General features: G+C 62.5%; 24 protein-coding genes. 20 read left to right on the top strand and 4 right to left on the bottom strand.

What is annotated here, in order from left to right; genetic code table 11:
* The first annotated feature begins 97 nt into the window (after nucleotides 1–97).
* The 8 genes from ABQX22_RS09920 (at nucleotide 98) to ABQX22_RS09885 (ending at nucleotide 7931) form a co-directional block, all read left to right on the top strand.
* Nucleotides 98–2347: a chemotaxis protein CheA gene (locus tag ABQX22_RS09920; protein WP_349798956.1), complete on the top strand. Its 2250-nt coding sequence runs from the start codon at nucleotides 98–100 to the stop codon at nucleotides 2345–2347.
* 49 nt (nucleotides 2348–2396) lie between these two features.
* Entirely contained in the window at nucleotides 2397–3554 is a 1158-nt protein-coding gene (locus tag ABQX22_RS09915; protein ID WP_349798954.1) for a protein-glutamate methylesterase/protein-glutamine glutaminase, read from the top strand.
* Nucleotides 3554–4294, top strand: coding sequence for a flagellar motor protein (locus ABQX22_RS09910; RefSeq protein WP_349798953.1), 741 nt, complete (start codon nucleotides 3554–3556; stop codon nucleotides 4292–4294). The genes ABQX22_RS09915 and ABQX22_RS09910 overlap by 1 nt, the downstream gene beginning before the upstream one ends.
* Before the next feature lie 10 nt (nucleotides 4295–4304).
* Nucleotides 4305–5186, top strand: coding sequence for a flagellar motor protein MotD (gene motD, locus ABQX22_RS09905; RefSeq protein ID WP_349798951.1), 882 nt, complete (start codon nucleotides 4305–4307; stop codon nucleotides 5184–5186).
* Between the two features lie 39 nt (nucleotides 5187–5225).
* Nucleotides 5226–6014 (top strand): ParA family protein, encoded by a 789-nt coding sequence (locus ABQX22_RS09900; RefSeq protein ID WP_349798949.1) that lies wholly within the window; start codon nucleotides 5226–5228, stop codon nucleotides 6012–6014.
* Between the two features lie 114 nt (nucleotides 6015–6128).
* On the top strand, nucleotides 6129–6983 hold the full coding sequence (locus ABQX22_RS09895; protein WP_349798947.1) for a chemotaxis protein CheW: 855 nt from the start codon (nucleotides 6129–6131) through the stop codon (nucleotides 6981–6983).
* A 72-nt stretch (nucleotides 6984–7055) separates the two neighbouring features.
* Nucleotides 7056–7535 (top strand): chemotaxis protein CheW, encoded by a 480-nt coding sequence (locus ABQX22_RS09890; protein ID WP_349798945.1) that lies wholly within the window; start codon nucleotides 7056–7058, stop codon nucleotides 7533–7535.
* A complete protein-coding gene (locus ABQX22_RS09885; RefSeq protein ID WP_349798943.1) occupies nucleotides 7536–7931 on the top strand; it encodes a DUF2802 domain-containing protein in 396 nt (131 codons plus the stop codon).
* 491 nt (nucleotides 7932–8422) lie between these two features.
* Here ABQX22_RS09885 and ABQX22_RS09880 read toward each other — a convergent pair whose 3' ends face one another.
* Both ABQX22_RS09880 and fliK read right to left on the bottom strand, forming a co-directional pair.
* Nucleotides 8423–8743, bottom strand: coding sequence for an EscU/YscU/HrcU family type III secretion system export apparatus switch protein (locus ABQX22_RS09880; protein ID WP_441005261.1), 321 nt, complete (start codon nucleotides 8741–8743; stop codon nucleotides 8423–8425).
* The gene (gene fliK, locus ABQX22_RS09875; RefSeq protein ID WP_349798941.1) at nucleotides 8743–10317 is read right to left on the bottom strand and encodes a flagellar hook-length control protein FliK; all 1575 of its coding nucleotides are present in this window, start codon (nucleotides 10315–10317) and stop codon (nucleotides 8743–8745) included. Before fliK ends, ABQX22_RS09880 begins: the two co-directional genes overlap by 1 nt.
* A gap of 185 nt (nucleotides 10318–10502) precedes the next feature.
* Between fliK and ccmA the strand changes: the two genes are divergently transcribed.
* From ccmA to ABQX22_RS09815, 12 genes are all read left to right on the top strand, one after another.
* Complete coding sequence (ccmA, locus tag ABQX22_RS09870; RefSeq protein WP_349798939.1) at nucleotides 10503–11129, top strand: cytochrome c biogenesis heme-transporting ATPase CcmA; 627 nt, start codon at nucleotides 10503–10505, stop codon at nucleotides 11127–11129.
* Complete coding sequence (ccmB, locus tag ABQX22_RS09865; protein WP_441005260.1) at nucleotides 11117–11797, top strand: heme exporter protein CcmB; 681 nt, start codon at nucleotides 11117–11119, stop codon at nucleotides 11795–11797. Before ccmA ends, ccmB begins: the two co-directional genes overlap by 13 nt.
* An 85-nt stretch (nucleotides 11798–11882) precedes the next feature.
* Nucleotides 11883–12671, top strand: coding sequence for a heme ABC transporter permease (locus ABQX22_RS09860; protein ID WP_349798935.1), 789 nt, complete (start codon nucleotides 11883–11885; stop codon nucleotides 12669–12671).
* Nucleotides 12668–12844 carry a heme exporter protein CcmD gene (ccmD, locus tag ABQX22_RS09855; RefSeq protein ID WP_349798933.1) on the top strand — a complete coding sequence of 59 codons (177 nt, stop codon included), beginning with the start codon at nucleotides 12668–12670 and terminating at the stop codon, nucleotides 12842–12844. Before ABQX22_RS09860 ends, ccmD begins: the two co-directional genes overlap by 4 nt.
* The gene (gene ccmE, locus ABQX22_RS09850; protein ID WP_349798931.1) at nucleotides 12841–13308 is read left to right on the top strand and encodes a cytochrome c maturation protein CcmE; all 468 of its coding nucleotides are present in this window, start codon (nucleotides 12841–12843) and stop codon (nucleotides 13306–13308) included. Before ccmD ends, ccmE begins: the two co-directional genes overlap by 4 nt.
* A 3-nt stretch (nucleotides 13309–13311) precedes the next feature.
* Nucleotides 13312–15285 (top strand): heme lyase CcmF/NrfE family subunit, encoded by a 1974-nt coding sequence (locus tag ABQX22_RS09845; RefSeq protein WP_349798929.1) that lies wholly within the window; start codon nucleotides 13312–13314, stop codon nucleotides 15283–15285.
* Nucleotides 15282–15818 (top strand): DsbE family thiol:disulfide interchange protein, encoded by a 537-nt coding sequence (locus ABQX22_RS09840; RefSeq protein ID WP_349798927.1) that lies wholly within the window; start codon nucleotides 15282–15284, stop codon nucleotides 15816–15818. The genes ABQX22_RS09845 and ABQX22_RS09840 overlap by 4 nt, the downstream gene beginning before the upstream one ends.
* Nucleotides 15815–16285: a cytochrome c-type biogenesis protein gene (locus ABQX22_RS09835; protein ID WP_349798925.1), complete on the top strand. Its 471-nt coding sequence runs from the start codon at nucleotides 15815–15817 to the stop codon at nucleotides 16283–16285. The genes ABQX22_RS09840 and ABQX22_RS09835 overlap by 4 nt, the downstream gene beginning before the upstream one ends.
* Nucleotides 16282–17487, top strand: coding sequence for a c-type cytochrome biogenesis protein CcmI (ccmI, locus tag ABQX22_RS09830; protein WP_349798923.1), 1206 nt, complete (start codon nucleotides 16282–16284; stop codon nucleotides 17485–17487). Before ABQX22_RS09835 ends, ccmI begins: the two co-directional genes overlap by 4 nt.
* A gap of 24 nt (nucleotides 17488–17511) precedes the next feature.
* Nucleotides 17512–17910 carry a hypothetical protein gene (locus tag ABQX22_RS09825; RefSeq protein ID WP_349798921.1) on the top strand — a complete coding sequence of 133 codons (399 nt, stop codon included), beginning with the start codon at nucleotides 17512–17514 and terminating at the stop codon, nucleotides 17908–17910.
* A gap of 655 nt (nucleotides 17911–18565) precedes the next feature.
* Nucleotides 18566–19540: a hypothetical protein gene (locus ABQX22_RS09820; RefSeq protein WP_349798919.1), complete on the top strand. Its 975-nt coding sequence runs from the start codon at nucleotides 18566–18568 to the stop codon at nucleotides 19538–19540.
* Entirely contained in the window at nucleotides 19541–19912 is a 372-nt protein-coding gene (locus ABQX22_RS09815) for a hypothetical protein (RefSeq protein ID WP_349798917.1), read from the top strand. It begins immediately after the preceding gene.
* Nucleotides 19913–20025: 113 nt separating this feature from the next.
* Here ABQX22_RS09815 and ABQX22_RS09810 read toward each other — a convergent pair whose 3' ends face one another.
* Nucleotides 20026–21024, bottom strand: coding sequence for a sulfate ABC transporter substrate-binding protein (locus tag ABQX22_RS09810; RefSeq protein ID WP_349798915.1), 999 nt, complete (start codon nucleotides 21022–21024; stop codon nucleotides 20026–20028).
* 122 nt (nucleotides 21025–21146) lie between these two features.
* Complete coding sequence (locus ABQX22_RS09805) at nucleotides 21147–22004, bottom strand: ion transporter (RefSeq protein WP_349798914.1); 858 nt, start codon at nucleotides 22002–22004, stop codon at nucleotides 21147–21149.
* Nucleotides 22005–22201 lie beyond the last annotated feature (197 nt).

Raw genomic sequence — 22201 nt, 5'->3', positions numbered from 1 at the left:
GGCGGCGTGATGTTTGACCGCCCCCGGATCACCCCCACTGACGGCTTAGCCCACGACCTGGATCGGTTGACGGTTAAATTTTAGGAGCACCCCCCCAATGAGCTTCGGCGCCGATGAAGAAATCCTTCAGGATTTTCTGGTTGAGGCCGGCGAGATTCTGGAGCAACTGTCCGAGCAACTGGTCGAGCTGGAAAGCCGCCCGGATGACGCTGACTTGCTCAATGCAATTTTTCGCGGTTTTCACACTGTAAAAGGGGGCGCCGGCTTCCTCCAGCTCAATGAGCTGGTTGAATGCTGCCACATCGCCGAAAACGTCTTCGACATCCTGCGCAAAGGTGAGCGCCGGGTCGATTCCGAGCTCATGGACGTGGTGCTTGAAGCCCTGGACGCGGTCAACGCCATGTTCGGCGAAGTCCGTGAACGCACCGAAGTCACCCCGGCAACGCCGGAGTTACTGGCTGCGCTGGCGCGTCTGGCCGAGCCTGCTGCTGCGGACGAAGTGGCCGTCGCCGCTCCCGTAGCTGCCGAGCCTGTCGCCGACCCGTCGGACGACATCACCGATGACGAATTCGAGCAATTGCTGGATTCGCTCAACGCCGTCAAGGCCCAGGCCGCCGGCGGCAAAGTATCCGCGCCGATCGCCGCGCCGGTTGCCCCTGCGCCGCCCGCTGCCGCACCGGCTGCCAAAGCCAGCGACGACATCACCGACGCCGAATTTGAATCGCTGCTGGATCAACTGCACGGCAAGGGCCAGTTCGCCGTGGATGCGGTGGCAACCCCTGCGCCGCCAGCCCCGGCGGTCAGCACCTCGTCCGATGAAATCACCGACGACGAATTTGAATCGCTGCTGGACCAGTTGCACGGCAAAGGCAGCTTCTCGGTCGATTCTACCGTCACCGACTTGCCAGTTGCTGACGCCCCGGTAGCCCCACCTGCACCTGCCGCCAGCGGTGGCAAACCGTCGGACGAAATCAGCGACAACGAATTCGAAGACCTGCTGGACCAACTGCACGGCAAGGGCAAGTTCGAGCCTGACGCCATTGCCAGCGCCCCGGCTGCGGTCTCGGCACCGGCCAAAAAAGCCGAGCCTGCAAAATCGCCGGCGCCTGCTGCACCCCCTGCGGCCAAGGCGGCTGCGCCTGCCAAAGCCGCTGCGCCTGCGGCCGAGAAGTCCGAAGCCGAAACCACTGTGCGGGTTGACACCGCGCGGCTGGACGAAATCATGAACATGGTCGGCGAACTGGTGCTGGTGCGTAACCGCCTGGTGCGCCTGGGTGCCAACAGCGCAGACGAAGCCATGTCCAAGGCCGTGTCCAATCTGGACGTGGTCACCGCTGACTTGCAGACCGCGGTGATGAAGACGCGGATGCAGCCGATCAAGAAAGTCTTCGGCCGCTTCCCGCGACTGGTCCGCGATCTGGCGCGTCAGTTGAAGAAAGAAATCGCTCTGGAACTGGTGGGTGAAGAAACCGACCTGGACAAGAACCTGGTCGAGGCACTGGCCGATCCGCTGGTCCACTTGGTGCGCAACGCGGTCGACCACGGCATCGAGTCGCCGGAAGAGCGCGAGGCATCGGGCAAGCCCCGGGGCGGGCGCGTCATTCTCTCGGCCGAACAGGAAGGCGACCACATCCTGCTGTCGATTTCCGATGACGGCAAGGGCATGGACCCGGCTGTGCTGCGAGCGATCGCGGTCAAGCGTGGGGTGATGGACAAGGACGCCGCCGACCGCCTGAGCGACAGCGACTGCTACAACCTGATTTTCGCGCCGGGCTTCTCGACCAAGACCGAGATTTCCGACGTGTCGGGCCGTGGCGTGGGCATGGACGTGGTGAAAACCAAGATTTCCCAGCTCAATGGCTCGATCAACATCTACTCGACCAAGGGCCAGGGCTCGAAGATCGTGATCAAGGTGCCGTTGACCCTGGCGATCATGCCGACGCTGATGGTGATGCTGGGCAACCAGGCGTTCGCCTTCCCGCTGGTCAACGTCAACGAGATCTTCCACCTGGACCTGTCGAGAACCAACGTCGTCGACGGTCAGGAAGTGGTCATCGTGCGCGACAAAGCGCTGCCGCTGTTCTACCTCAAGCGCTGGCTGGTCAGCTCCGCCGCTCACGAAGAGCAGCGCGAAGGCCACGTGGTGATCCTCTCGGTCGGCACCCAGCGCATCGGCTTTGTCGTCGATCAACTGGTGGGTCAGGAAGAGGTGGTGATCAAGCCGCTGGGCAAGATGCTGCAAGGCACGCCGGGCATGTCGGGCGCCACCATCACCGGTGACGGTCGCATCGCCTTGATCCTTGATGTACCGAGCATGCTCAAGCGTTACGCCGCACGGCGTATTTGATTCTGAGCGAGCGGGGCCCTTCGGGGCTCACGCGTTCTATGGAGTGGTTATGGCAGTCAAGGTTCTTGTCGTTGACGATTCGGGGTTTTTCCGTCGACGCGTCTCGGAAATTCTCTCTTCGGACCCGACCATTCAAGTGGTCGGTACTGCGACCAACGGCAAGGAAGCCATCGAACAAGCCCTGGCGCTCAAGCCTGATGTGATCACCATGGACTACGAAATGCCGATGATGGATGGCATCACGGCGGTTCGTCACATCATGCAGCGCTGCCCGACGGCGGTTCTGATGTTCTCTTCACTGACCCACGAAGGCGCCCGGGTGACCCTGGATGCGTTGGACGCCGGTGCCGTGGATTTCCTGCCGAAGAATTTCGAAGACATCTCGCGCAACCCCGAGAAGGTCAAGCAGATGCTGTGCGAGAAAGTGCACAGCATCTCTCGCAGCAATCGGCGTGTCGGCGGCTATGCCAGCACGCCTGCCGCAGCGCCTGCACCGGCGAGCGCCGCGCCTTCTACGGCCAGTGCTTCTCACAGCACGCTGGCCACGCCGCGTCGTGTGCCAGCCCCTGCGCCACGCACGGCTTCGCCGGCTGCAAGCGCTGCGCCCGCCCATCACGCGCCGTCTTCGCCACCGCCCAAACGCAAAGCCTACAAGCTGGTAGCGATCGGCACGTCCACGGGCGGCCCGGTGGCGTTGCAGCGCGTATTGACGCAACTGCCGGCAAACTTCCCGGCGCCCATCGTGTTGATTCAGCACATGCCGGCGGCGTTCACCAAAGCGTTCGCCGAGCGGCTGGACAAGCTGTGCCGCATCAGCGTCAAGGAAGCCGAGGACGGCGACATTTTGCGTCCGGGCCTGGCCCTGTTGGCCCCCGGCGGCAAGCAAATGATGGTGGACGGGCGCGGCGCGGTGAAAATCCTGCCGGGTGACGAACGCCTCAATTACAAGCCGTGCGTGGACATCACCTTCGGCTCGGCGGCCAAGTCCTATGGCGACAAAGTGCTGGCGGTGGTCTTGACCGGCATGGGCGCCGATGGTCGCGAAGGCGCGCGTCTGCTCAAGCAGGGCGGCAGCCACATCTGGGCGCAGGACGAGGCCAGTTGCGTGATCTACGGCATGCCGATGGCCATCGTCAAAGCCGACCTGGCCAACGCCGTCTACCCGCTCGATGACATCGGTCGCCACCTGGTCGAGGCGTGCATCTGATGGATGTGCTCAGCCTGATCGGGATCATCCTCGCGTTCGTCGCCATCATCGGCGGCAACTTTCTGGAAGGCGGGCACCTGGGCGCGTTGCTCAATGGCCCGGCGGCCTTGATCGTACTGGGTGGCACCCTGGCGGCGTGCCTGCTGCAGACGCCCATGAGTGCATTCAAACGGGCGATCCAGATTTTCGGCTGGATTCTGTTCCCGCCGCGCATCGACATGCCGGGCGGCATTGACCGGGTGATCAACTGGAGCCTGACCGCGCGCAAGGAAGGCCTGCTGGGGCTGGAATCCATCGCTGATTCCGAGCCTGATCCGTACGCGCGCAAAGGCCTGCAACTGTTGGTGGACGGCGCCGAGCCGGAAGCTATTCGCGGCATTCTGGAAGTGGATTTCATCACCCAGGAAACCCGCGACATCCAGGCGGCCAAGGTGTACGAAAGCATGGGCGGCTATGCGCCGACCGTGGGCATCATCGGCGCCGTCATGGGCCTGATTCACGTCATGGGCAACCTGGCCGACCCCAATCAACTGGGCAGCGGCATTGCCGTGGCCTTCATCGCCACCATCTACGGCGTGGCCTCGGCCAACCTGCTCCTGCTGCCGGTGGCCAACAAGCTCAAGGCCGTGGCCATCCGTCAATCGCGCTACCGCGAAATGCTGCTCGAAGGCCTGCTGTCGATTGCCGAGGGTGAAAACCCGCGCTCCATCGAACTGAAGCTGCAAGGCTTCATGGAATGACGGACTGACCATGGCCCGACGCCGGCGACACGAAGAACACGAGAATCACGAACGCTGGCTGGTGTCCTACGCGGATTTCATCACCTTGCTGTTCGCGTTTTTCGTGGTCATGTACTCGATTTCTTCGCTCAACGAGGGCAAGTACAAAGTGCTGTCCGAGGCGTTGGTCGGGGTATTCAACGAGGCCGAGCGCAGCGTCAAGCCGATTCCCATCGGCGAGCAGAAACCGCAGACGGTCAGGCCCGCCGACCCGCTGGTGGTCGAGAGCGAGCAGAGCGACACCGCCATCGGCCAGGCCGCTGACGATCCGCTGAAGAAGATCGCCGACGACGTCAACACCGCGTTCGGCGACCTGATCGCGTCCAAGCAAATGACCGTGCGCGGCAACGAGCTGTGGATCGAGATCGAGCTCAATTCCAACATGCTGTTCGGCAGCGGCGACGCCATGCCCAGCGACAAGGCCTTCGACCTGATCGACCGGGTGGCGACCATCGTCAAGCCGTTCGACAACCCGATCCACGTCGAAGGTTTCACCGACGACAAGCCGATCAACACCGCGCAGTTCCCGAGCAACTGGGAACTGTCCTCGGCCCGCTCTTCGAGCATCGTGCGCATGCTGGCCATGGACGGCATCAATCCTGCCCGCCTGGCCTCGGTGGGGTATGGCGAATTCCAGCCGCTGGCGCCCAACACCACGGCCGACGGGCGAGGCCGCAACCGGCGCGTGGTGCTGGTGATCTCGCGCAACCTGGACGTGCGTCGCAGCCTGACCGGTTCCGGCGCTGCGGCCAATGCAAAACCCGATGCCGCGTTGCGCCGTGCTGGCACACAAACTGCACCGGCACCCGCCAAAGCACCGCAGGGCGTCAAATCTTCGTCATCCGCCCCTTAATAGCCTCGGTCGTCGTTTGACCAGCCGGAATCACGAAACATGAGAGTGTGGGCAGTCGCCAACCAGAAAGGTGGAGTCGGGAAGACGACCACCTCCATCGCCTTAGCCGGTTTGCTGGCCGAGGCGGGCAAGCGTGTGGTCGTTGTCGACCTCGATCCCCACGGCTCAATGACCAGCTACTTCGGCCACAACCCCGACGAACTCGAACAGAGCTGTTTTGATCTGTTCCTGCACAAGGGCGTGGTGCCGGCCGGACTGCCTGCTCAGTTGCTGCTGCCCACCAGTGACAAACGTATTTCGCTGCTGCCTTCCAGCACCGCGCTGGCCACCCTTGAGCGTCAGTCCCCGGCCCAGGGCGGACTGGGGCTGGTGATTGCCAAGAGCCTGGCCCAGCTGTGGCAGGAATTTGATTACGCCATCATCGACAGCCCGCCGTTGCTGGGCGTGTTGATGGTCAACGCGCTGGCCGCCAGCCAGCAGCTGGCGATTCCGGTGCAGACAGAATTTCTGGCCGTCAAAGGGCTGGAGCGCATGGTCAACACCTTGGCGATGATCAACCGCTCGCGCAAGGTGCCGCTGCCTTACACCATCGTCCCGACCTTGTTCGACCGCCGCACCCAGGCGTCGATGAGTACGCTCAAGCTGCTGCGCGACAGCTTTGCCGAGCATGTCTGGAACGCCTACGTGCCGGTGGACACGCGCTTGCGTGACGCCAGCCGGGCAGGGGTGACGCCGTCGCAGTTCGATAATAAAAGCCGGGGCGTGCTGGCCTATCGCGCGTTGCTCAAGCACCTGCTGACCGAGCAACTCGTCGGGCAGGTGGCTTGACGTGGCCGCTGATCATTTAATGCCTCGCCAGGTGCTGTCGCATTCAAGTCCGCAGTCCTTGCAGCCGATACAGGATTCAGGCGGCACTCGCATCACTTTTTCTCGGGCTCCACTATGAACCGCCCTCTGGACATTGCATCACGGCCACAACTGGCGCTGCAGAACTACCTCGACGCGTTGCTTCAGGACGCGACCGAGGAGTTGCTGGCGGAGCCAGAGGTTGTCGACGATTTTGAAGCGGCCGTGCGCGAAGAGCAGGCCTATGACGCACGCCTGCGCCTGGTGCCGAAACCGCTGGCGCTGGCCGTCGCCGTTGCCACGCCTGCCCCGGTGGCTGTGGCTATGGCTGAGCCTGCGGTCGCCCAGGTGATGGAAGCGCCGGTGATCATCAGTCCGGTCGTCATGCCGGTGATGGACGTACCTGCGCTGATCGAGCCGGTGGCCGATGTTCATCTGCCGTCCCAGCGCAACCCGACGCCACCGCCGACGCCGGATGCCCGGCCGGCCTGGGCCGCCGAGCCGTTCGAATGCCTGCTGTTCGACGTTGCCGGTCTGACCCTGGCTGTGCCGCTGGTGTGCCTGGGCTCGATTTATCCGCTGGCCGGCCATGAGCTGACGCCGCTGTTCGGTCAACCGGACTGGTTCCTGGGGATTCTGCCCAGCCAGGCCGGCAACCTGAAGGTGCTGGATACAGCGCGCTGGATCATGCCGGATCGCTACCGCGACGACTTTCGTCAGGGGCTGCAATACGTGATTTCGGTGCAGGGTTACGAATGGGGACTGGCGGTGCATCAGGTCAGCCGTTCGCTGCGTCTGGATCCCGATGAAATCAAATGGCGCTCCCATCGGGGCCAGCGACCATGGCTGGCGGGCACGGTGATCGAACACATGTGCGCGCTGCTGGATGTTTCCGAATTGGCCGAGCTGATTGCAAGTGGCGCGGTCAAGCAGATGAAAACGCTCAAGTGACAAACCATCGATTAAACACAGGCCGGCGTGAACACGTCGTCCGTACAGCGCAATAGGCAAGGGGTTGGGTTTATGAATAAGTCGTCAGCACAGGGTTCCGAAGATCCGATCCTGCAGTGGGTCACCTTCCGCCTGGACAACGAGTCGTATGGCATCAACGTGATGCAGGTCCAGGAAGTGCTGCGTTACACCGAGATCGCGCCGGTCCCGGGTGCGCCGAGCTACGTGCTGGGCATCATCAACCTGCGCGGTAATGTCGTGACCGTGATCGACACCCGTCAGCGCTTTGGTCTGCCGCCGGTTGAAGTCAGCGATAACACGCGTATCGTGATCATCGAGGCCGACAAGCAAGTGGTCGGGATCATGGTCGACAGCGTCGCCGAGGTGGTTTATCTGCGTCAGTCGGAAGTCGAAACCGCGCCAAACGTTGGCAACGACGAGTCGGCCAAGTTCATCCAGGGCGTCTGCAACAAGAACGGCGAACTGCTGATCCTCGTCGAACTGGACAAGATGATGTCCGAAGAAGAGTGGTCCGAGCTGGAGAGCATCTGATTGATTCTCGAGGTCGCGGTAATCTTTCTGGCGGTGTTGTGGGTGGTGAGCGTTGTCATGTTCATGGCCCACACCAAGCGCCAGCGCACATTGGCCACGCAGCAGCTCGAAGCCGATTCGCTGCGTGATCAACGCATCCGCGAATTGGCCCGGCGCCTGGAAAACTACCAGGGCGGGACGGTCAGGATGGGTGAGGAACTGCATGATCTGCGGGCCATCGTCGCGCCGTTGCCGGACAAGATCACGATCCTCGAACAGCGCGATCCGTCCACCTTGTCGTTTGCCCAGGCGGCCCGCCTGGTCACCATGGGCGCCAGCGTCGACGAACTCACCCAGGCCTGCGGCCTGACCCAGGCCGAAGCACAACTCATGACCCGGGTTCACGGCAACGGTTGATTGCCCTGAGCCTGCGATCCCTGTAGGAGCTGCCGAGCCCGTGCGAGGCTGCGATTGATCGTTCCCACGCTCTGCGTGGGCACGCCGCCCGCGACGCTCCGCGTCATCCTTGGACGCGGAGCGTCCGTATCGGCATCACCACGCGGAGCGTGGGAACGATCACCGAATTCTTCTCGCAGTATGACGAACCTGTAGGAGCTGACGAGCCCGTGCGAGGCTGCGATGGCGGCGTGACAGAAGCACCGGATCGGTAAAACTTGATCGTACCCACGCTCCGCGTGGGCGCGCCGCCCGCGACGCTCCGCGTCATCCTTGGACCCAGAGCGTCCGTATCGGCATTACCACGCGGAGCGTGGGAACGATCACCGAGGATCAGTCATAACGCTTCGCGAACACGTCCGCTCCGCCAGATCGGGCATCGTCCGGCTTATCGCGAGCAAGCTCCCTCCCACACCGGCGTTAGGGTGCCGGCGACCGTTTCGGGTCACGTCTCAACGCGGAGTGATATCCCGCTCCACCGGCCCGGCATCGGGGTCAAAGCCTTCCGGGACTTTGCCTTTCAGGCGCCAGGCGAAGGCGATGATTTCGGCGATGGTCAGGTAGAGCGCTTCGGGGATGCTGTCGCCCAGTTCCATGCGTGCGAGCAATTTCACCAGTTCGGCGTTTTCGTAGATGGGGACTTTGTATTCCCGGGCGATGGCCAGGATGGCTTCGGCCAGGGCGTCGTCGCCCTTGGCGGTCAGGGTCGGGGCTTGCTGGCCGTCGTAGTTGAGGGCGACGACTTGGCGGGGAGGGGCGTTGGGCGTACTCATCAGGCGTTCTCGTCGATCCAGCGTTGTTCGAGCACGGTGCGTGCGCCTTGGGGCGGGGTGCCGGTGTTGCACGCCAGGTCGCCGACGTTCAAGCCGCAGGCCACCAGCCTCGCGCGCAAACTCCCCAGCTCGCTGTCGATCAAGGCCGCGCTGGCTGCACGTTCCGCCCACAGCTGGCTGGACAGATGGCCGCCCACCAGTTGCGCCTGCACATGCAGCGGCCCCAGCGGTTCCAGATCGAATGCCAGTTCCACCCGCCACAATTTTTCCTTTTCCCTCACCTCGCGTTCGTCCCGGGCTTCTTCGCGCTCCGGCGGGTCTTCGCGCTGCAATTTGACCTGCAACGGCACGATGTCGTGGGCGTTACGCATGGGGATTTCCAGCTGCCAGGTCGTGACCTGAGTGCCATCCGAGGCCGTGCGGGTCTGCTCCAAACCGCCGAGCTGGTGGCTTTGCAGGCGCGACACCGCTGCCGCCGCGAGCTTGAGCAGGGTTTCCAGGTCGTCTTCGTTTTCAGGGTTGCCCATCGAGCGGGCCGGCAGCGGAAAACTGGTCGGCGGGGTACGTGCCGCGACCTGGCCCAGCATGCCCAGCGCACTCCTGAGCATGTTCGGCATCGCCCGGGCCAGGGTGTTGGCGGCCGCAGCGGCGTCGTAATTTACGTTGCCCGGCAGGCCGGGCAACAGTTGCGAAATCAGGCGCAGCAGGTTGGTCTTGGTGTCGGGCACCAGCGCAGGGTTCAACCCGGCCAGCAACCGCGACTCCATGAATAACCCGCTGCCGCTGAGGGCCTGGGCCACGCCTTTGGGGGTGGTCATCTGCTGGAGATCCGGCAGATCGGCCAGCAACTGATCAATGCTCGCCCGCAGGGGGGCTGGCATGCTGTTGTCGGTGTCCGGGAGATTCTGCAACGCGACCAGCAAGCCCTGCAGCGACCCCTGACGACTCTGTTGGGTGGACAACTGCTGGGCCAGCGCCAACTGATCGAAACGGTCGGGCAACGCCACGAAATTCAAGGCTTGGCTGTTTTGCACCTGGGCGCTGAGCAGACTGCCCGCGCGCAGCGGCTGCGGGCTTTCGATCTCCAGATTGCTCCCCGCCAGCGCCGTATTGAGCAGGCTGACGAGGGAGCGATAGACGCCGGGCTGACCGGTCACTTGGCTGACGAGCTGGGTGGTCAGGACCTTGGCTTGCAGCAGGCTGCCCACCGGCAGTTGTCGCGTGTCGATGCTGGTCAGGGTGTTGGCGCTGGATTTTTGCAGGGCCGCCAGGCTGATGGTCAGTGTGTCCGCCGAACCCTGGGCGACGTTGACGCTGGTTCCGGGGGACAACGGCAACGAGCTGGTGACCGGAAACGTCGTCTGCCGACCGTTGTTCAGGGTCAGTTTGAGCAACAGTTGAAAGTCCTGATCCAGCTGTTTGAGGCTCACCACTTGCGCGTCGGCCGTCTGTCCGGCGGGCAGCAGCCCCTCCCGCGGTTGCAGCAATTGCAGCACTTGCGCCGGTGGTACGCCTGCGCGCAGCAGGGCCGCCGCAGGGTTGACCGCGGAGAGATTGGGAATGTCGCCTGTCATCAAATACCGACCTGTGAAAAATTTGCCATCTTGGTGCCCGGTGATGGCATGTATAATCGCGCCGTTCGCACCCGCGCAGGCCTGCGTGGGCCCGCGGAGTCCGCGTGAATCTGCACCACTATAACGGCCGTCCGGATAGCGACTTGAACCGTTCGTGCCACCCCCGACGAGAAAAGAAGGTCTGCATGCCGATCCCTGTCCTGGAAGCCTCGGCGCTTGCTTGCGAGCGCGACTGGCGAATGCTGTTCGAGCATCTCGAACTGCGTCTGGCGGCGGGCGACATGCTGCAGATCAGCGGCCCCAACGGCAGCGGCAAAACCAGCCTGCTGCGTCTGCTGTCCGGCCTGATGCAGCCCACCGCCGGCCAGGTGCTGCTCAACGGTCAGCCCCTCAATCAGAACCGAGCCGACCACCTGCTGTGGATCGGCCACGCCGCCGGGATCAAGGACCTGCTGACCCCAATCGAGAACCTGACCTGGCTCTGCGCGCTGCACAGCGGCGCCGAGAACGCGGCCCTCTGGACGGCGCTCGATGCCGTCGGCCTGCGTGGCTTCGAAGACGTGCCGTGCCATACGCTGTCGGCGGGGCAGAAGCGCCGCGTCGCGCTGGCCCGTCTGTATCTGCCGGGCCCTGCGCTGTGGATTCTCGACGAGCCCTTCACCGCGCTCGACAAGCAGGGCGTCGCGCAACTGGAGCGGCATCTGGCTGAGCACTGTGAGCAGGGCGGCGCCGTGGTGCTGACCACCCATCACACGCTGAGCCACGTCCCGGCCAGTTACACAGACCTCGATCTGGGGCAATGGGCCGTATGAGTCACGTGTTTACCCTGTTGATCGCCCGCGAAGCCCGCTTGCTGTTTCGTCGTCCTGCCGAGTTGCTCAACCCGCTGGTGTTCTTCGCCATCGTCATCGCGCTGTTCCCGCTGGCGGTCGGTCCCGAGAGCCAATTGTTGAAAACCCTGTCCCCCGGGCTGGTCTGGGTCGCGGCCCTGTTGTCGGTGCTGTTGTCGCTGGACGGGCTGTTTCGCAGCGACTTTGAAGATGGTTCACTTGAACAGTGGGTGCTTTCGTCGCACCCTTTGGCGCTGCTGGTGCTGGCAAAGGTGCTGGCACATTGGGCGTTTTCCGGCCTGGCGCTGGTGTTGCTGGCGCCCTTGCTGGCCCTGATGCTGGGCCTGCCGAGCGAATGCCTGCCGGTGTTGCTGCTGTCATTGCTGCTGGGCACGCCGGTGCTGAGCCTGCTGGGCGCGGTCGGCGCAGCGCTGACGGTGGGGCTCAAACGCGGCGGGCTGCTGCTGGCGTTATTGATACTGCCGCTGTACATCCCGGTGTTGATTCTGGGCAGCGGCGCGTTGCAGGCGGCCCTTCAAGGCATGCCCGCGACCGGTTATCTGCTGTGGCTGGGCAGCCTGACGGCCCTGGCGGTAACCCTGACACCCTTTGCCATTGCGGCTGGATTGAAGATCAGCGTCGGCGAATAATCGGCTTATGACTGGGCGGACATGTTGAGTCCGTCGCCGTAACCCTGACAGCTTCGTTAAAAGAAGCGTCATCAAGAGCACCGTGATGAACACAACCGCCAAAGTTAAAAATGGCATCAGTTGGGCCTGGTTTCACAAGTTGGGCTCACCCAAATGGTTCTACGGCATCAGCGGCCGTCTGTTGCCGTGGCTGAGCGTCGCCGCCGTTTTGCTGATCGGCATCGGCGTGGTCTGGGGCCTGGCGTTCGCGCCGCCGGACTACCAGCAGGGCAACAGCTTTCGCATCATCTACATCCATGTGCCGTCGGCCATGCTGGCGCAATCGTGCTACGTGATGCTGGCAGTGTGCGGCGTGGTCGGGCTGGTCTGGAAGATGAAAATGGCCGACGTCGCGCTGCAATGCGCGGCGCCCATTGGCGCCTGGATGACCGCCGTGGCGCTGGTCACCGGTGCCATCTGGGGCAAACCGACCTGGGGCTCGTGGTGGGTGTGGGATGCACGCCTGACCTCCATGCTGATTCTGCTGTTCCTGTACTTCGGCCTGATTGCGCTGGGCAATGCGATCACCAACCGCGACAGCGCTGCCAAGGCCTGCGCGGTACTGGCCATCGTCGGCGTGATCAATATCCCGATCATCAAATATTCCGTGGAATGGTGGAGCACCCTGCACCAGGGCGCGACCTTCAGCCTCACCGAAAAGCCGGCGATGCCTGCCGAAATGTGGCTGCCGTTGCTGTTCACCGTGCTGGGGTTTTACTGCTTCTTCGGCGCGGTGCTGCTGCTGCGGATGCGCCTGGAAGTGCTCAAGCGCGAAGCCCGCGCCAGTTGGGTGAAAGACGAAGTGCTCAAAAGCTTGAACGGACGTGCCTCATGAGTTTCGATTCGTTTGGCGACTTCCTCGCCATGGGCAGGCACGGCCTGTTTGTCTGGACCGCCTACGGCATTTGCCTGACGGTGCTGGTTATCAATGTGGCGTCGCCGTTGCTGGCACGTCGGCGTTACCTGCAACAAGAGGCGCGTCGTTTGCGCCGGGAGAGCTCCACGTGAATCCGCTGCGCAAAAAGCGACTGTTGATCATCCTGGCGATTCTGGCCGGTGTCGGCATCGCCGTGACCCTGGCGCTCAGCGCGCTGCGGGAAAACATCAACCTGTTTTACACCCCCAGCCAGATCGCCAGCGGCGAAGCGCCCCGCGACACGCGGATTCGCGCCGGCGGCATGGTGGAAAAGGGCTCGCTAGAACGCTCCAGCGACTCGCTGGACGTCAAATTCGTGGTCACCGATTTCAACAAGTCGGTGACCATCACCTACCGTGGCATCCTGCCGGACCTGTTCCGCGAAGGGCAGGGCATCGTCGCCCTCGGCAAGCTCAACGCCGAGGGCGTGGTGGTCGCCGATGAAGTGCTGGCCAAACACGATGAGAAGTACATGCCCCCCGAAGTCACCAAAGCACTGAAAGACAGTGGCCAATCCGCGCCGGGTTCGCCCTCCATTCCAGTCAAGCAGGGTTAACCGATGATTCCTGAACTCGGCCATCTGGCCATGATTCTGGCGCTGTGTTTCGCCATCGTGCAGGCCATCGTGCCGCTGTTCGGCGCCTGGCGCGGCGACCGCCTGTGGATGAGCCTGGCGCAACCGGCGGCGTGGGGGCAGTTTGCGTTCCTGCTGTTTTCGTTCGGCTGCCTGACCTACGCGTTCATGGTCGACGACTTTTCCGTGGCCTACGTCGCGGAAAACTCCAACAGCGCGTTGCCGTGGTATTACAAATTCAGCGCCGTGTGGGGCGCCCACGAAGGCTCGTTGCTGCTGTGGGCGCTGATTCTCGGCGGCTGGACCTTCGCGGTGTCGGTGTTTTCCCGGCAGCTGCCGCAAGTGATGCTGGCCCGGGTGCTGGCGGTCATGGGCATGATCAGCATCGGCTTTTTGCTGTTTTTGATCCTCACCTCCAACCCCTTCAGCCGCATCCTGCCGCAGATTCCGCAGAACGGACGTGACCTCAATCCGCTGCTGCAGGACATCGGCCTGATCGTGCACCCGCCGATGCTGTACATGGGCTACGTCGGGTTCTCGGTGGCGTTCGCCTTCGCCATCGCTGCGTTGCTCGGCGGTCGGCTCGATGCAGCGTGGGCTCGCTGGTCGCGGCCCTGGACCATCGTCGCCTGGGCATTCCTCGGCATTGGCATCACCCTCGGTTCCTGGTGGGCCTATTACGAACTCGGCTGGGGCGGCTGGTGGTTCTGGGACCCGGTGGAAAACGCCTCGTTCATGCCTTGGCTGGTGGGCACGGCGCTGATTCACTCGCTGGCGGTCACTGAAAAACGCGGCGTGTTCAAGAGCTGGACGGTACTGCTGGCAATTGCCGCGTTTTCCCTGAGCCTGCTGGGCACCTTCCTGGTTCGCTCCGGGGTGCTGACGTCGGTGCACGCGTTCGCCTCGGACCCGGCGCGCGGCGTGTTCATCCTGATTTTCCTGCTGATGGTGGTCGGCGGTTCGCTGACCCTGTTCGCCATCCGCGCCCCGGTGGTCAAAAGCCACGTCGGTTTCAGCCTCTGGTCCCGGGAAACGCTGCTGCTGGGCAATAACCTGGTGCTGGTGGTTGCCGCGTCCATGATCCTGCTGGGCACGCTTTACCCGCTGGCGGTCGATGCCCTGAGCGGGGCGAAGATGTCCGTGGGCCCGCCGTATTTCAACGCGATGTTCGTGCCGTTGATGGCGCTGTTGATGGCAGTCATGGCGGTGGGTGTGCTGGTGCGCTGGAAAACCACGCCGGTCAAATGGCTGCTGAGCATGCTCGCGCCGGTATTGGTGGGCAGCGCGGTACTGGGCGCCATCGCCGCGTTTGCCATGAGCGACTTTCATTGGGGCGTGCTCGCGGCTTGCATGCTCGCCGCCTGGGTGTTGCTGGCCGGGGTGCGTGACCTGCTGGACAAGACGCGGCACAAAGGTTTGATCAAGGGCGCACGCGCCATGACCCGCAGTTACTGGGGCATGCAAGTGGCGCACATCGGCATCGCGATCCTGGCGCTGGGCGTGGTGTTGTCCAGCCAGAACAGCTCTGAGCGCGACCTGCGCCTGGCCCCTGGCGAGTCCATGGAGCTGGGGGGCTATATGTTTGTGTTCGAGGGCGCGCAGCATTATCAGGGCCCGAATTTCACGTCTGATCGCGGCACCATTCGCGTGCTAAAAGACGGCAAGGAAGTCACCGTGCTGCACCCGGAAAAACGGCTGTACACCGTGCAGCAATCGATGATGACCGAGGCCGGTATTGACGGCGGGTTCACCCGCGATCTGTACGTCGCCCTGGGCGAACCGCTGGACAACGGTGCGTGGGCCGTGCGCGTCCACGTCAAACCGTTCGTGCGCTGGATCTGGTTCGGCGGCCTGATCACCGCACTGGGCGGTGTGCTGGCGGCGCTGGACAAGCGTTATCGGGTCAAGGTGCGCAGCAAGGTCCGTGATGCATTGGGCCTGTCGGGAGCGGCGGTATGAAGCGCTGGGTGTTGTTGATTCCGCTGGTTTTGTTTCTGGGCGTGGCGGCGTTTCTGTATCGCGGGCTGTACCTGGACCCGGCCGAGCTGCCGTCGGCGTTGATCAACAAGCCGTTCCCCGAGTTTTCACTGCCGGCGGTGCAGAGCGACAAGGTCATCACCCGCGCCGACCTGCTGGGCAAACCGGCGCTGGTCAACGTCTGGGGGACCTGGTGCGTCGCCTGTCGCGTCGAGCACCCGGTGCTCACCAAACTGGCGCAACAGGGCGTGGTGATTTACGGCATCAACTACAAGGACATCAACCCCGACGCGCAAAAGTGGCTGAAGGATTTCCAGGATCCCTACCAGATGAACATCCGCGATGAAGCGGGCACGCTCGGCGTGAACCTGGGCGTATACGGCGCCCCGGAGACCTTCCTGATCGACAGCAAGGGCATCATTCGCTACAAGCACGTCGGCGTGATCGACGAAACCGTCTGGCGCGACAAACTGGCCGGTCAGTATCAGGGCCTGGTTGATGAGGCCCGGCAATGAAGCGTCTGCTGCTGGCCGCGATGTTCGCCCTGGCTTGCGTGGGGACCGCCCACGCCGCCATCGACGCCTACACCTTCAAGAACGAAGCCGAGCGGGCGCGTTACAGCGAATTGACCAAAGAGCTGCGCTGCCCCAAGTGCCAGAACCAGGACATCGCCGACTCCAACGCGCCCATCGCCGCGGACTTGCGCAAAGAGATCTACCGCATGCTCGGCGAAGGCCAGAGCAATCAGCAGATCATCGACTTCATGGTCGATCGCTACGGCGAGTTTGTGCGCTACAAGCCTGAGCTCAGCGCCCGGACTTGGTTGTTGTGGTTCGGCCCCGCTGGCCTGTTGCTGGGCGGTGTGCTGCTGATCGGCGTGATCGTCGTGCGTCGGCGCAGCAAACGAACCGCCGACACCCAAGTGCTTTCCGACGAGGAGCGTCAGCGCCTCGCCCACCTGTTGGATAAAAACCACGAATGATTGATTTTTGGCTAGCCGCTGGCCTGCTGTTGCTGGTCGCCCTTGGTTTTCTGCTGATTCCCGTGGTGCGGGGTCGTCGCCTGCAAAGCGAAGAAGACCGCACCGCCCTGAACGTCGCGTTGTATCAGGAACGCCTGGCCGAGCTGCAAAGCCAGCAGGAGGAGGGTGTGTTGACCTCCTCGCAAATGGACACCGGCCGCGCCGAGGCGGCGCGTGAGTTGCTGTCGGACACCGAAGGCGCCGACGTCCAGCCGGTCTCGCGGCTGGGCAAACCGTTGCCGTTGCTGGCGGCGCTGCTGGTGCCGGTGTTCGGGTTTGCCTTGTACCTGCACTTCGGGGCCAGCGACAAGGTCGAGCTGACCCGTGAGTTCGCCCAGCCGCCCGGTTCGATGGTGGAAATGACCCACCGTCTTGAACGCGCGGTCAAAGCCCAGCCGGACTCGGCCAAAGGTGTTTACTTTCTGGCGCGTACCTACATGGCCCAGGATCGCCCGGCGGACGCCGCCGCCCTGTTCGAGCGCGCGGCGAACCTGGCCGGCCGTCAGCCGCAATTGCTGGGGCAATGGGCGCAGGCGTTGTACTTTGCCGGGAACAAGCGGTGGTCGCCGCAGGTTCAGGCGCTGTCCGATGAAGCCCTGAAGCTGGACCCCAGGGAAGTCACCAGCCTGGGCCTCAAAGGCATCGCCGCGTTCGAGGGCCAGCGCTATCAGGAAGCGGTGGATTACTGGAAGCGTCTGCTGGCGGTGCTGCCGGCCGATGATCCATCCCGTGCGGCGCTTGAGGGCGGTATAGCCCGGGCCGCCGACAAGGTGACGGCCAATGGCGGTACGTTGACGCAGACGCCGGTGGTCGCGGAGCAGGGCGCCACGCTGAAAGTGCGGGTGACGCTGTCCGCTGCGCTCAAGGCCAAGGTGCTGCCGGGTGACACTGTGTTTGTCTTCGCGCGTGCCGTGACCGGGCCGCCTGCGCCGTTGGCGGTCAAGCGCGTGACGGTTGCCGATCTGCCGGTGGACGTGGAGCTGACGGACGCCGACGCGATGATGCCGCAGCTGAAACTGTCCAACTTCCCCGAAGTCCAACTCGTTGCCCGGGTCTCCCGCGCAGGCCAGCCCACCGCTGGCGAGTGGATTGGTCGCAGTGCGCCGTTGCCCAGCAACGTGACGGCGCGCCAGGCCCTGACCATCGACAGCCCCGACAAGTAGCCCCGACCGTTGAGAGTTTTGCTTATGTATCGCGTCGCACGTTTTGCCTTATTGACCGCAGTGGTTGCCCTGAGCACGGCCTGCGCTGTGCATCACCCGGGTCCGCAGTCCTCAGAGCCGATCCCGACCATCCCCGGCACCCCGTCGCCGACGCCGCAGCCGGGCACGCCGCAAACCCCTGCGCCGGGCAAGCCCGCCCCGAAAACCTCCGCCCACTTCGCCCCGCCGCCCGGTGGCAACAGCCATTGGGACGCCAGCCTGGGCGTGCACGTGCTGGACAACGTGCCTAACACCTTCTACCGCCAGCGCACCTATTACCGCTGGAGCGACGGCTGGACCTGGTCCACCTCGCCCAACGGCCCGTGGCAGGAAACCGACAGCAGCGGCGTACCGCCAGGGTTGAGCAAACAGTTCGGGAATTGAAACCCTGACCGGAGCGGACACCCGCACACTGATCGTCCTACGCTGCGCGTGGTAACCGCAATCCGCACGCTCCGCATCCCAGTGACGCGGAGCGTCATGCACGGCGTGCCCACGCAGAGCGTGGGTACGATCAAACCCGAACGCCCGATTGTGTAGGAGCGCGCTTGCCCGCGAATGCGTTCCGTCAGCCAACGCATCTACCACAGACCCACCGCAATCGCGGGCAAGCGCGCTCCTACAGTAGGGCGAGAGCGATCAACAATCTGCGGTTCCACGCCGAACGTCAGCTTTTGCAGGTCCGGGGCTGACGGGAAATCCGCGTCGTATGCAAACCCGTGGAAGCGGACCTGTCCGCGAAGGCTGTAGTACAGCCGACAGAAATGCATCGTCTGGAACGGCCTCTTCGCGGACAGACGGAACGCCGCCCGGTCTGCTCCCACAAAATCTACGTTCGCCCCCGGATCATTGATCGTGCCCTCGCAGAGCGTGGTCCTGGCATGTTTCGCAATATGTAGGAAAGTTTCTGGCGTAAAAGTAGTCCCGTTCTGAAAATGCCGAAACTGTGCTGAATTGGACTACGTCGCTTATACCCAATCCCCCTACCACCGCCTTATGTTTCAGCTTTCTGTTTTCTCAAGGGAGCTGAGATTCCGCCATGTCCAGGCCACATGTATTTCTTAACCAGTCCGTCCAGTGTTCAACACGGCTCAAGGCAAGTTTGTCATTGGGGGTGAATGCCAGGGCAAAGTTTGACGTGCTCAATTTGCACATCAGAAACGTCGTGGTTTTCCCCGGACAGATCATCATCGTGGGGGATGATTCAACACCCTCCTGTACTGCCGAGGAAGCCCAACTGATGAACATGGCACGGCAGGTCAATCAGGCGATCTACCGGAACTCGGTGGGCAGCGATGGCTTTATTGTCCAGAATTACGATCTGCTGCAGAGTGTGTTGGGCAACACCTCTCTTGGCATCGGCAGCGCGACCGGAGCATGGGGTAAACATCTGGATGGAGTGACTGCCACGCTTGAAGACATTGAAGCGCTGCATAAACACTCGCTGCGCAACGGTGGCACGGCAGGACATCAAGGATTCCTGACACAGCGACAGCAACTGTTTCAGCGACTCGATCAACAACTCAAAGGATTCGCTCAACATGGCACCGGAATGCGCGGTGGGGGCTCCATCGAAAAGATGTTAGGTATTTCTACCAAGAGTTATCTGCACAGCGGTGAAATAAAACATTACGCCAATACGCTGGATCACGTAGCCAAGACGGCTGGTTACATGAAACGCGGGACGCCGATTGGCATTGCACTGGATACCACGGTTTCGGCACTGGAAATTAAAGAAGCATGTTCGACGGGACGCGAAGAGATGTGCACCAAGGCTAAGTATGTTGAGGGGAGTAAGTTAGTGGGGAGTGTCTATGCAGGCAGCGTTGGTGGTCATGCAGGATTAGGTGCGGGAATATTTGTTTGCGTCGCAGTGCTCGGTGTACCCACCGGCGGCGCGGGGGCCCTGGCATGCGGCGTGATAGGTGGGGGCTTGGGTGGGCTCGCCGGCGGCGAGTTAGGCGGTGCTCTGGGTGAGCGCTTCGGCGAGGCCATTTTTGGAGTGTTCAACTAAATGGATACCTTGGGACTGTTCGCGGGCGTTGCATTGGTATCTCTTGTCATGAGCTTCAATGTCGTGATTTACGTCAGCTATACGAAGCTAGCCGATATTCGGTCGCGTCTGGAAAATTGCTTATTGATCCGCGGCAGTGGTGCTTCATTCCGCTCTATGGGTTTTGGCGGAAGAGTCGCCATGCTGTACCTGATAAGCCTAATGTTCGTGTTTGATCAGCACTGTGCACGTCGTGGATTGGCCAGTCTCACAGATGTTGCCAAATTTCCCGCACCTCTTAAGCGTTGGATCCAGATTCCTGTCGGCATCACGCTGATGTCCATGCTCGTGATGATCATAGTGTGGAGTCTCATTGTGGTCTGCGGGGTGTAACGAAATCGTGAGCAAGCTCCCTCCCACAGTCAGCCCCACAACAGTGACTCCCCTGCAGCACAAACAAAAACGGCGACCTCTTCAGGTCGCCGTTTCAGGATCAGCTCAGCCGGTTATTTCCCGGGGTAGATCTGGTCAAACACCCCGCCATCATTGAAGTGGGTCTTTTGCACGGTGCGCCAGTCGCCGAAGGTTTTTTCCACGGAGAGGAAGTCGACTTTCGGGAAGCGGTCGGTGTATTTGGCCAGCACCGCTGGGTCACGGGGGCGCAGGTAGTTGGCGGCGGCGATTTCCTGGCCTTCCGGGGACCACAGGTATTTCAGGTAGTCTTGCGCCAGGGCGCGGGAGCCTTTCTTGTCGACGACTTTGTCCACCACGCTCACCGGCGGTTCGGCTTCGGCGGAGACGCTGGGGTAGACCACTTCGAACTGATCGCGACCGAACTCGCGGGCGATCATTTCGGCTTCGTTTTCGAAGGTGATCAGCACGTCGCCGATCTGGTTGGTCATGAACGTGGTGGTCGCGCCGCGTCCGCCGGTGTCCAGCACCGGGACGTGCTTGAACAGCTGGCCGACAAACTGCTTCGCAGCCGCCTCGTCGCCCCCGTTCTTCAGGGTGTAGCCCCACGCCGACAGGTAGGTGTAGCGGCCATTGCCCGAGGTTTTCGGGTTGGGGACGATGACTTCCACCCCGTCCTTGATCAGGTCGTTCCAGTCTTTCAGGGCCTTGGGGTTGCCTTTGCGCACGATGAACACCGTGGCCGAGGTGAACGGCGCGCTGTGGTTCGGCAGGCGCGTCACCCAGTCGTTCGGCACCAGCTGCCCGTTGTCGGCGAGGGCGTTGATGTCGGTGGCCATGTTCATGGTGATCACGTCCGCCGGCAGGCCGTCGATGACCGAACGCGCCTGTTTGCTCGAACCGCCGAAGGACATCTGCACCGCGACCTTTTCCTGGTGCTCGGCTTCCCAGTGCTTCTGGAACGCGGCGTTGTAGTCCTTGTAGAAGTCGCGCATCACGTCGTAAGAGACATTGAGCAGGGTCGGCGCAGCCTGGGCGGCGCTGCCGAAGGCCAGCCCTGCGGCGAGCAGAGAGGCGGCGAAGAGTTTGTTCACTGCAAGTTCCTTTTGAGAGTCGGGTGGTTGTGTTCAGGTGGAAGCGCCACGTCTGCGATGGCCAATGGCCGGGGACTATAACCAAAGTCCGTCCGCCGTTTAAAGACTAAAAACTCATGTGCTTAGGTCGGATTTGACGGAGCGTCGGCGGCGATGCTGTCGGCTCTGGCAAACAGGGGATTGCCGCAACGCGAGCAGAACGCCGCCGCCGGTTCATGGCTGTCCTTGGCACACACCGGGCAGGCGTGCTGCAACTGTTTACCGCGCATGGCGTTGGACAGTTCAGCGGTGAAAATCCCGGTGGGCACGGCGATGATCGAATAACCCATGATCATCACCAGCGACGACAGGATTTGCCCCAGCGGCGTCTTGGGCACGATGTCGCCAAAACCCACAGTCGTCAGCGTGACGATGGCCCAATAGATGCCCTTGGGAATGCTGGAAAACCCGTGCTTCGGGCCTTCGATGACGTACATCAAGGTGCCAAACACCGTGACCAGGGTCGAGACCGTCAGCAGGAAGACCGTGATCTTCTGCCGGCTGCCGCGCAGGGCTGACAGCAGGTAGTTGGCCTGTTTCAGGTACGGACTGAGCTTGAGGATCCGGAAGATCCGCAGCATCCGCACCACCCGCACAATCAACAGGTACTGCGCATCGGCGTAGTAGATCGCCAGCACCCCCGGCAGAATCGCCAGCAGGTCGATCAGCCCGTAGAAACTGAACGCGTATTTGAGCGGTTTTTCGGAGGCATACAGGCGCGTCAGGTATTCGAGGGCGAAGATGAAGGTGAAGAACCACTCCATGTAGGTGAACAGACGGCCCGCTTCCCGATGGATCGACTCGACGCTGTCGATGACCACGATGAACAGGCTGCAGAAAATGATCACCAGCAGGATCTTGTCGAAGCGCCGGCCGGCCGGGGTGTCGCTTTGAAACACGATGATGCGCAAACGCTCGCGCCAGCTTGTGTTGCTGTCCATGGGGATTTCCGATTGGTAGATCGGGTGAGCCTAGGGGCTTTCGGTTCGCCAGTGCAACCGGAGATCGTTTGCGCGGCCCAGCGACGGTTGATGGGTGTAGGAGCGCGCTTGCCAGCGACAGGGGTGTGTCTTTCGCATCATCTACAGCTGACACACCACCATCGCGGGCAAGCGCGCTCCTACACAGCTTGTTCAGT

Source organism: Xanthomonas sp. WHRI 1810A (genome assembly GCF_040202885.1).
In the GTDB taxonomy this organism is placed as follows: domain Bacteria; phylum Pseudomonadota; class Gammaproteobacteria; order Pseudomonadales; family Pseudomonadaceae; genus Aquipseudomonas.
This window is presented reverse-complemented; position numbering and strand designations above follow the sequence as displayed.